The 11,595-nt window shown below is 36.0% G+C and carries 7 protein-coding genes; 3 read left to right on the top strand and 4 right to left on the bottom strand.

Translation table 11 applies throughout. From position 1 onward, the window contains the following. Positions 1-288: 288 nt before the first annotated feature. Positions 289-474, bottom strand: coding sequence for a hypothetical protein (locus H4J46_RS08310; protein WP_259365741.1), 186 nt, complete (start codon positions 472-474; stop codon positions 289-291). A 590-nt stretch (positions 475-1,064) separates the two neighbouring features. Here H4J46_RS08310 and H4J46_RS08315 point away from each other — a divergent pair. Both H4J46_RS08315 and H4J46_RS08320 read left to right on the top strand, forming a co-directional pair. Further along, on the top strand, positions 1,065-1,709 hold the full coding sequence (locus H4J46_RS08315) for a LysE family translocator (protein WP_182233056.1): 645 nt from the start codon (positions 1,065-1,067) through the stop codon (positions 1,707-1,709). Between the two features lie 9 nt (positions 1,710-1,718). Then, a complete protein-coding gene (locus H4J46_RS08320; protein WP_182233057.1) occupies positions 1,719-2,036 on the top strand; it encodes a DUF962 domain-containing protein in 318 nt (105 codons plus the stop codon). Positions 2,037-2,235: 199 nt separating this feature from the next. Here the strand turns inward: H4J46_RS08320 and H4J46_RS08325 are convergent, their stop codons facing one another. Both H4J46_RS08325 and H4J46_RS08330 read right to left on the bottom strand, forming a co-directional pair. Then, entirely contained in the window at positions 2,236-4,956 is a 2,721-nt protein-coding gene (locus H4J46_RS08325) for a response regulator (protein WP_182233058.1), read from the bottom strand. 398 nt (positions 4,957-5,354) lie between these two features. Beyond that, positions 5,355-8,204 carry a response regulator gene (locus tag H4J46_RS08330; protein WP_182233059.1) on the bottom strand — a complete coding sequence of 950 codons (2,850 nt, stop codon included), beginning with the start codon at positions 8,202-8,204 and terminating at the stop codon, positions 5,355-5,357. Between the two features lie 388 nt (positions 8,205-8,592). On the opposite strand from H4J46_RS08330, the gene H4J46_RS08335 reads away from it, so the two are divergent. Then, positions 8,593-9,390, top strand: a complete 798-nt coding sequence (locus H4J46_RS08335; RefSeq protein ID WP_182233060.1) for an ion transporter — start codon at positions 8,593-8,595, stop codon at positions 9,388-9,390. Positions 9,391-9,635: 245 nt separating this feature from the next. Here H4J46_RS08335 and H4J46_RS08340 read toward each other — a convergent pair whose 3' ends face one another. After that, on the bottom strand, positions 9,636-11,108 hold the full coding sequence (locus tag H4J46_RS08340) for an NAD-dependent succinate-semialdehyde dehydrogenase (RefSeq protein ID WP_182233061.1): 1,473 nt from the start codon (positions 11,106-11,108) through the stop codon (positions 9,636-9,638). Positions 11,109-11,595: the final 487 nt, after the last annotated feature.

Here is an 11,595-nt window from a genome sequence, read left to right on the forward strand (position 1 = left end):
TTAAATTAAAATAAGCTAAAATAATTAACGATATGAAAATAGCCGAGTTACTTCACTAGTGACAAGCTGAGCAATATTTATATTGCCTTACATGTTTAAAAACTGTCGAGGTATTTTGCTTAATTAACTCGTGTTAATCATCTTGAATAACCGCTTAAGTTTCTTTAACAACAAATAATAAATTTGATATAAATTAATCGGTTACATAACTCTGACTTAAACTAGGCTCAGTAAGCACAACTAACGCCACCTAAGTTGTACAATTACTCATCTATTTAAAACCTTACTTTATACCCAGTTAAATAAACCCGCTAGCCACTCAAAAGTTAACACTGTGGTAAATACCTTTAAGCCAACCAAGCTTAAAAGAAAAACAATGAGCAAGGTTTTATTTCTCTTACTTTTTATATTACGCCAATACAATAATTTTGCTTCAATTTCATCCATAATTTCATTTTTTACATCTTTCATCATAATACTTCTCAATATAAATAATAACTTAGACTTATTTTATAGCTGATAAAGCCTCAACTGCACATCAGACTTGCTTGCTTATCAGCCAAGCACGTGTAAAAGAGTTTGAGCATTTTTGGTAATAATATTAAATAATACCTGCACTGTACCATACGAGTTTTTATTAACTCTTTACCAATGGCATAAAGTAGCAATATCTGGACAGATTTAGCGACAAACGCCGAGTTGTGCTGAACTTCAACCAAGTTAACTTCTGACGATCTATCAGTTTTGATTACTCTGTTGTCGTTCATTATTGTCGTCCAGATAAAATTAACTTGGCTATACATATTCGGCGCACCACATTAAGCGCCAGCTTAGCGGTTGATGGACTGGAGTGAGACCTAAAAAATCACCTAACGCTATAACATGTTCAATACAAGTGAGTTTTTTATCAATAAGTTATGCTTTCTAAACTAATATTTGCAGCTATATTTTAGCAGTGTTAATTTGGTAATAAGTTTTGATCATATTATCAACATAGGTGTTATTAGTCGCTTTTTAGGCTATTTTACAAGAATATTTTTAAGGTTGCTGTTTAGGGAATACTCATGGATTTAATACAAGGCTTACTATTAATAACCTCCATACATTTGTTGGCGGCAGCATCGCCAGGGCCTGATTTTGTTTTGGTGTCGCAGCAAACTTTGTCTAACGGCAAACAAACAGGTTTTATGGTCAGTATTGGTATTGCATTGGGCTTGTCGGTGCATATTATTTATTCTGCGCTAGGATTGGCTGCTGTTATCGCCAACTCAGCAACCGCTTTGTGGGCGATAAAAATTATCGGTGGTGGTTATTTAATTTACTTAGGTGTGCAAGGTTTAAGCGCTAAACCGGTTAGTAACCTTGACCCTATTGGCAAAGTCAGCGAGCAAAAAGTACTGAAAAAATATCCCCGTTTAAGAGCAATTGCGAAAGGTTTTTTATGCAATGCCTTAAACCCAAAAGCGCCAATATATTTTTTGGCCTTGTTTACTGTAGTTTTATCACCCAATTTACCGCTATTACACTTGGTTATTTACGGTATATGGATGATGATATTACAGCTGCTGTGGTTTTCTATCGTGGTGGTTTTACTTTCTCAGCCAAGTGTTAATGAAAAATTTCAGCGCTTAGGCCATTGGATCAATCGTGTACTTGGTGGCGCTATGATTTTAATCGGCTTAAAAGTATTGATCAGCAAAATAAATTAGGTGATTTTCATGACAAATACAGCTGTTAAAAAATATAAAAATTTCAAGTCGTTTTATCCGTTCTACTTAAGCCAACATGAAAATATTATCTGCAGAAGGTTGCATTTTATTGGCTCTAGTTTAATTATAATCACTCTGACCTATGTCTTGATTAATGCTGCTTGGCCATTATTCTGGATCCTACCTTTTCTGGGTTATGGCTTTGCTTGGCTTGGTCATTTTTTCTTTGAGAAGAATACACCAGCAACCTTCACTTATCCTTGGTACAGTTTGTTAGGTGACTGGGTTATGTATAAAGACATCTTGATGGGTAAACTTAAGTTCTAAGTTTTTTTGCTTGGCTTTAGTTTACTTGGATATAGCACAAAATTACTGAACAGGATTGAACTTGCCCACCAACATACAATTAAAACAGTAGACTTGATAGCGCACTTGCAACATTAGTGCTCAAATTTAACATAGCGCCAGACTTAAATATCCGTTTAAAAACAAGGTTTAACTACCAATAAGCTTGATTAAATACGTTTTACCATAACACTTGATCTATTTCATTCAATAATTGTTGAGTGTGATGATTGACCACCAAACTTTGATCTTTTTGATTGCTTTTAATGGTCATTTCTAGTTGCAGGGCACATTTAGACAGATCAGCAAAGCCAAACATTTGCGCGGCACCAGCAATGCGATGCGACAGTCTGCCCAGTTGTTCAAAGTCATTATTATTAATGTGCAACACTAAGTCTTGCTGCTCTAATACCAAATTCGATTTAAATTTTTGCACTAAGTCTGACATATCAAGGTTACTAAAAATTTCACTGGCTTTTTCGTAAGAAAAACTACCATCGTAAAATTTTGTAATCGTTGGTATAAAAACATTTCGTTCAATGGGTTTAGATAGATGGCCACTAAAACCCAAGGATAAATAATGCGTTATTTCATGTGACATGGCGTTTGCCGTTAAGGCAATAATCGGCGTTTTACAGCCCTTTTGCCGCAAAATATTAAACGCCTCGATACCATCCATTTCTGGCATTTGAATATCCATTAAAATTAACGCCGGTTGGTGTTGTTCAAACAAAGCGACCGCTTCTACACCGTTACGGGCGGTTAACACCTCTAGCCCCAATGACGCTAATAATCGAGCAATAAGTCGTCTATTATCGTTGTGATCTTCTGCTAGTAAAATGGTGCCTTGTAATGGCGCAGCTGCTTCTTTAACCGTGACTTTGGTGGACGATATACTACTTTCACTGCATTGCTCACTGAAACTGGCTGTACAGGGTAAACTAAAAGCAAAAACACTGCCCTGATTTAGCTCACTTTCAACTTCAATTTTACCGCCCATGATTTTGGCTAATTGATCTGATAGACATAGTCCTAAGCCGGTACCACCAAAGCGCCGGCTAATACTGCTATCCCCCTGGGTGAAGCTTTCAAATATACTTTGCAGCTGCGAACTGCTCATACCGATGCCACTGTCGGTAATTTTAAACATTAAGTTATTCGCACTTTGACTAATGTTTAATTCTACATGCCCTTTTGGGGTGAATTTAACGGCATTAGCACATAAGTTGATCAAAATTTGTTTAACTCGAAAACCATCCACCTCGATAAAAAAAGGCTCTGGCAAGCAATGAATAATGTCAAAAGTTAAACCTTTCGAACTTGCTTGCAAGCTAAACATATTCGCAAGTTCTTGCAAAATGTCGTGCAAATTTTGTGTTTGTATTTCAAGTTCTATTTTGTTGGCTTCAATCTTACTTAAATCGAGAATGTTGTTAGTCAGTTCGAGTAAATGTAAGCTATTGCCATGGATGATTTTAACTTCTTTACCAATAAACTTCTCTTCAACATCACCACTGATTATCGCCTCAGCTTGACCAATAACTGTGGTTAATGGTGTTCTAATTTCATGACTCATGTTCGCTAAAAACTGACTTTTAATATTATTAGCACTTTGCAACTCTTGCATTAAATATTCGAGTTCGTTGGTTCTTTGTTTGACTTTTGACTCAAGTGCTTGCTTTGATCGCCGCTCTATTACTCGACGTGTAATTAAAAAACCAATCATTAAGATGGCAATAGTCACAATAATAATAATGATACGCGTTTGTGAAGACTGCTCCACTTCGAGTGCCTGTAAACGTTTTTGTTGCTTTAATTGTTCTACTTCTTGTTTTAATTGATCAGAGTTAAATAAGGCTAATTTTGAATTAAGTTCGTTATTATCTAATTCCAATTTTACTTGCAAAAAATCACGTTGACTTTTCATTGCTTTAAAGTTTTTATGCTGCGCGGCATATATAAGTGATTGTAGTGAAAGGTTATATTGTATTTGATCTTTATGGTCCCTCTTTTCAGCCATTTCACTTGAACGCTGAGTATATTGTAATGCCAAGTCATATTTCCCTTGATAAAAATAGGCTTTAGCTAAACTATATAATGCACCTACATAAGCATTGTCGTGTTCTTGCTCAATACTTAAGCGAAGACCTTCTGTGGCATAGGCTATGGCTTGGTCGATATTGTGAAGGTCGTTATGTAGTTCGGCTAAATGATATAACACTGTGGCAGTATAAAAATCATATTTATTTTTGCGGGAAGAGTTAAGCGACAGTGTCATATAATACTCAGCTTTTTCATAATCACCGGCATATTTGTAAGCCTTGCCTATATCACTATATGCCATAGCGATACCTTTTTTATCTGAAATCTTTATCCGACTTTCTATTACATCATGATACATAGATATCGCTATATCGTAGCGTTTTAGCTCTAAATGAAAATCGGCTATATTAAATTTCACATCAATTTTATCGGTTTCACTACCAAATTTTTGATATATTTTTTCCGCTAGTTGATAGCTCAACAACGCACTTTCGAACTCACTTGTTTTTGCATGAACTAAGGCAATATTATTATACAAATTTGCTTGGGCAATGGGCTCATTGAGGATAAGATAATAACTAAGTGCTTGTTGATATGAATGTAAAGCCAAAGCATATTTACCTTTATAGTAGGCATAGACTCCTACTCTTTTATAGGCGTCAGCTTCAAGTTGTTTTAAGTCAAACTCCTTAGCAAGTTTTTGCTCTTTTTGGGAAACGTCAATGGCGTGGTCAAGTTGGCCTAATTGATGAAGTATTCTACTTTGACTAGCTAAAACAGAGAGTTTATCTAAGGTTGATAAGTTTTTATCTGCACTGAGCGAGGTAATTAACACTAGGGCTTTTTTTTTGTCGGCCATGGTTTTGATTACCGATAACTGCTGGCCAAAGTTTTTACCTATATATTGACTTTGGTTCTGACTCTTCACCGCAGAACTGGTGAACAAATTTGTCAATAAAATTAATAAAGGTAATAACAATATTCGCTTGAAAATTACTTTCGATGACAGCTTAAAATACGCGTATTTTTTACTAACAAGTAAATTGCTTTTTTTGCTCATTTAGCTTTAGTCTATTATTTCAATTGATAAATATATTATTTGGCTGCTAGTTATAGCATTTTAGTATTCGACTAACAACGCTCTGAGTAATTGATTTTTTCTGTTGCCTTAATCAGATATAACACCAATTTTTAATAAACAATTTAATTATTAAAAAATAACCTTTATTTTACATGATAAAGGTTATTTAGATACGTTTACCATAGTACTTGGTCTATCTCATTCAATAATTCTTGGGTGTAATGATTCACACTCGAGCTTTGATTTTTTTGATTGTTTTTAATAACTGTTTCTAACTGCAGGGCACATTTAGATAGCTCAGCAAAGCCAAACATTTGCGCGGCTCCAGCAATGCGATGTGACAGTTTACCTAGTTGTTCAAGATCATTATTATTAATGTGTAAGACTAAATCTTGTTGCTCTAAGACTAGGTTCGATTTAAATTTTTGCACTAAGTCTGACATATCAAGGTTACTAAAAATTTCACTGGCTTTTTCGTGCGAAAGGCTACCATCGTAAAACTTTATAATTGTTGGTATAAAAATATTTCGTTCAATAGGTTTAGATAAATGACCATTAAAGCCCAAGGATAAATAATGTGCTATTTCATGCGACATGGCGTTTGCCGTTAATGCAATAATCGGAGTTTTACAGCCCTTTTGCCGCAAAATATTAAATGCCTCGATACCATCCATTTCTGGCATTTGAATATCCATTAAAATCAACTCGGGTTGGTGTTGTTCAAACAAAACGACCGCTTCTAGACCGTTACGGGCAGTTAACACCTCTAGCCCCAATGACACTAATAACCGAGCAATAAGTCGTCGATTATCGTTGTGATCATCCGCCAGTAAAATGGTGCCCTGCAATTGTGGGCGTTCTTGCTCAATAGTAACTTCGGTGGACGATATTTTATTTTCACTGTGTTGCTCAGTAAAACTGGCTGTACAAGGTAAGCTAAAGGCAAAAACACTGCCTTGATTTAACTCACTTTCAACTTCAATTTTACCGCCCATGATTTTAGCCAACTGGTCTGATAAACATAGCCCTAAGCCGGTGCCACCAAAGCGTCGACTAATACTACTATCCCCTTGGGTGAAGCTTTCAAATAGGCTTTGCAACTGCGAACTACTCATGCCAATGCCACTGTCAGTAATTTTAAACATCAAATTATCTTTGCTTTGACTAATGTTCAACTCTACATGTCCTCTTGGGGTGAACTTAACTGCATTAGCACATAAGTTGATCAAAATTTGTTTAACTCGAAAACCATCCATCTCGATTAAAAAAGGCTCTGGCAAACAATGAATAATGTCAAAAGTTAAGCCTTTAGAACTTGCTTGTAAACTGAACATATTCGCGAGTTCTTGCAAAATGTCGTGCAAGTTTTGTGTTTGTATTTCAAGTTCTATTTTATTGGCTTCAATTTTACTTAAATCAAGAATGTTGTTAGTCAGTTCAAGTAAATGTAAGCTATTGCCATGAATAATTTTAACTTCTTTACCAATAAATTCATCTTCAACATCACCACTCATTATCGCCTCAGCTTGACCAATAACTGTGGTTAAAGGTGTTCTAATTTCATGACTCATGTTCGCTAAAAATTGACTTTTAATCTTATTTGCACTTTGTAGCTCTTGCATTAAATATTCAAGTTCAGTGGTTCTTTGTTTAACTTTTGACTCAAGTGCTTGCTTTGAGCGCTGCTCTATTAGTCGACGTGCAATTAAAAAACCAATCAGTAAGCTGGCAATAATCATAATCATAATAATAATACGCACTTGTGACGAACGGCTCATTTCCAGTACTTGTAAGCGTTTTTGTTGCTTTAACTGCTCAACTTGTTGCTTTAGTTGCTCAGAATCAAAAATAGCTAATTGTGAGTTAAGTTGGTTATTGGCTAATTCAAGTTGTGTTTGCATAAAATCACGTAGGCTTTTAACCGCTTTAAGAGGATGATGTTGCGCTGAATATATAAGGGCTTGTAAGGATAAGTTGTGCTTAAGTTGTTCTTTATTGCCAATTTGGTTGATCACTTCAGTAGATTGTTCAAGATGCTGCAATGCTAGATCATACTTTCCTTGATAAAAATAAGCGGTAGCTAGACTATATTTTGCCCCTACATAGGCATTGTTGTGTCCCTGTTCAAGACTTAAGTTAATACCTTCCTTAGCATAAGTTATCGCTTGGTCGATGTTGTGAAGGTCATTATTAAGTTCGGCCAAGTTATGTAATGTAGACGCGGCATTATAATCATCTTTATTTTGACGATGTAAACCAAGTGCCAATTTCATAAAGTGTTCAGCTTGTTGATAATCGCCAGCATACTTATAGGAGGAGCCTAAATCACTATACGCCATGGCTAGACCAATGATATCTGAAATTTCTTTGCGTTTTTCTATGATGTCATAAAACATTTGAATTGATGCATCATAGCGCTTTAAGCGCAAATGCAAATTGGCAATATTATTTAAGACGTCAAGTTGATCTTTTTTACTACCAAACTCATGATAAATAGGTTGAATTTTCTGATATATCGCTAACTCAAGCTCATTTTGGGCTGTTCTACCATAAACCAAAGCAATGTTGTTGTATAAGTTGGCTTGGGAAATAGGCTCGTCGAGAGTAAGGTAATAATTAAGTGCTTGTTGATATGAGTATAAAGCCAAGCGATTTTTACCGTTATAATAAGCATAAACGCCCACTCTTTTATAAGCATTAGCCGCCAGTCTTTTTAAGTCAAATTCAGTAGCAAGTTGCTGCTCTTTTTGGGCGCTTTCAATGGCGTGCTCAAGTTGGCCTAATTGATGATATATTCTGCTTTGACTGGCTAAAACGGAAAGTTTATCTAAGGTCGATAAGGTTTTGTCTGCACTGAGTAAGGTGATTAAATCTAAAGCTTGGTTTTGATCCACCATGGCTTCGATTGTGGATAGCTTCTGACCAAAATTTTTATCGAAGTCTTGGCTTTGCACAGTAAAGCCGATGAGTAAATTTGCAAATAAAATCAAGAAAAATAATAACAACGTTCGGTTGGGAACTGTCATCCATAACACCTTAAAATGCGCTGATTGTTTACTAACTAGTAAATGCTTATATTTAAACATATTTGCTCATATAGCTATAATCTATTATTTCAATTGATAAAAGTATATGTGGTCGGTAGTTATATCATTTTACTATTTTACTAACAATGCAAAGGGTAATTGATTTTTACCTTATCTTACATTGTCTTATATTTTATTATATTTTATTATATTGTCTTGCATTACTTTTACATTTGGGCTGTAAGACCTCGACAATTCCCCCAGAACAATGGCTGTTATTTCAACATAAATAGTTACTAAAACTTTACTAAAAACTTAGCCAAGAGCGTCACAAAAGGCTTATAATCCGAGATTAAATATACCCAAATCCATGAGTAAAGTTACCTCAATGTATCAGAAAACTAAAGTTGCATTCACCAAGTTAAAAAACAATAAATTTTTCGAATTAAGTGTTATCTGTGTCATTATAATTTCTGCACTTGAAATTGGCGCTAAGACTTTCCCGCTTTCAAATACAGCTATTTCTATTACCTCACTGCTCGATACTTTCATCACACTTTTTTTCTTATTTGAAATTTCGTTACGCTTTCTGACAGAAGAAAAGAAAATAAACTTTTTTAAATCAGCTTGGAATATCTTCGATACGCTAGTCGTTGTTATCAGCCTTATCCCAGTAAATGATTCTGAAATGGCTTTACTGGCCAGATTAGTTAGAGTGTTTCGTGTTTTAAGAATGGTATCTGTTGTGCCTGAACTTAGAATACTCATTAACTCACTGGTTAAGGCCATGCCTCAATTAGGCTATGTCGTGTTATTGATGTTTATTATTTTTTATATCTATGCTGCTGTTGGTAGTTTTTTGTTTAATACCATTAACCCAAAATTATGGGGTGACATCGCGATATCGATGCTAACACTTTTTAGGGTGATGACGTTTGAAGATTGGACCGACATCCAATATGAGACGATGGAAATTTATCCTTATAGCTGGATTTACTACATGACCTTTATCTTTTTTACCGCGTTCGCCTTTCTCAACATGGTCATTGGCATTGTGGTTAATGTGATGGAAGAAGAGCGCTCAAAAGTAAAGAACAAAAATCAGCCAACGTTGAGTGACTTAAAACAAGAGATAACAGAATTAAAAACACTTATTTTGCAGCTGGATAACAAAAAGAGTCATTAGTTAAGGGGCTTTTTGGATTCACGCGTTATAAGTTAACACCTTTGTCATACTGATAACTTTGTCGACGACCTTTAATTATCAGTATGACTTACATAAAAATCTGGCGTCACTAAAAGTCACAGCAGATTTAACCCTATTTTTTAACTATTCATGCCATATTTTAAATGGCCGAAAAATCGCAATACCCAGTGAAAATAAACTGCGTTATGATCAATAAAGCAAGTGATAGTACTGGCACAAAAGTGCTACTTATCTAAACCACCCAGGCATAAATATTTAATTTCTAAATAATCATCTAAGCCGTATTTCGAGCCTTCACGGCCACTACCTGATTGTTTAACACCACCAAACGGCGCAGCAGCATCAGAAATAATACCTTCGTTAATACCAATCATTCCATACTCAAGCCCTTCAGCAACGCGCCAAATTATGCCAATATCTCTGGCATAAAAATAAGCGGCTAGACCAAATTCGGTATCATTGGCCATAGCGATGACCTCGGCTTCATTATCGAAGGCGATAATTGGAGAAACTGGACCAAATATTTCATTTTTAGCAACGGGCATATCATTGGTAACATGACTCAAAATTGTTGGTTGGTAAAAGTTTTCGCCCACAGGGTCTTTCTTAGCTCCCAAAATTACTTTCGCGCCCGCAGCAATAGATGCTTGCACTAATTTATCAACATCATTAACCGCCTGGCTAGAAATCATAGGACCAATGGTAATCCTGTCATCCAAACCATTACCTATCGCTAATTTCGCCACACTAGCTGTGAATTTTTCAGTGAATTGTTCCAGCACTTGGTTTTGAACGAAAATACGATTAGTGCAAACACAAGTTTGGCCAGCATTACGATATTTTGAAAGCAACGCCCCTTGTACAGCCGCATCAATGTCAGCATCGGCAAAAACAATAAAAGGCGCATTGCCGCCTAACTCCATTGAGACTTTCTTCACTGTTGTAGCACATTGGCTCAACAACGTTTTTCCTACCGGCGTTGACCCTGTGAAAGTAAACTTGGCAACATCAGGGTGCTGAGTTAACACTTTGCCTATACCACTAGCATCGTCACCAACCACCACATTAAATACCCCTGCAGGAATGCCTGCTCGCTCGGCAAGCTCAGCCATAGCTAACGCTGAAAGTGGTGTTTGTGTTGCCGGACGAACAACGAAGGTACAACCAGCCGCTAGTGCAGCCGAGGCTTTTCTGGCGATCATAGCATTAGGGAAATTCCATGGTGTGATCGAGGCAACAACACCTACCGGCTGTTTAATCACTATAATACGTTTATCCCCTGATGGTCCTGGAATTGTATCACCATAAACCCGCTTACCTTCTTCTGCAAACCATTCAATAAATGCCGCGCCATAAGCTACTTCGCCTTTAGCTTCAGAAAGTGGCTTACCTTGTTCTAAGGTTAATATTCGCCCAAGATCGTCTTGATGTTGCATGATCAAATCAAACCAATTACGCATTAAGCCTGCGCGCTCGTTGGCCGATTTTGCCGACCACATTTTTAATGCGCTTTTAGCGGCATTTACCGCCAATTCGGTTTCAACAACACCAGCATTACTTACTTTTGCTACTTCACTGCCATCAGCTGGATTGGTCACAATGATCTGAGCTTCACTGCTACGCCAATTACCATTAATGTATGAACAATTTTTAACTAACTGACTATCTTGTAAACCAAGGTCTGAGTTATTTTGCATATTAAGCTCCATTGCAATCTGTTTAGTTATGAATATTAATTAAAATAAGGAATACGTCAACTGAGATCTGTGCTGGTGATCTTAAAATCAGTAAAAGCTATTCATACCCATTTGATTAATTACTTGCTCACGTTAAGGGTTAACATAAACGGCTGCTTTGTTATGAGATTTATAAGTTGCCTAAATACTGACTAAGTTTTATGGCTTGTCATGATTCATTTTCTGTTATGAAAAAGCTGAGTTACTCATTAATCAAATCGATACTAACGATGACTTTAATAACAGGTTCTGACAGTTTTATTAAGTTTTTGATCTTGTTGTGCGCAGAAATATCATGATCAACAGCCTAGCTGAAACTTAAACTCAGTTATGGCAATTATCACTGAAGCATTTAGGCTAAGAGTAAATATCAATTTTATTAAATTTTTCGAAGTAAAAATAAATGAAGGGGTAGTAGCAATTTTTAAATTAAAATAAGGCCGGTTAA

This window comes from Colwellia sp. MB02u-6 (genome assembly GCF_014077095.1).
GTDB lineage: Bacteria > Pseudomonadota > Gammaproteobacteria > Enterobacterales > Alteromonadaceae > Cognaticolwellia.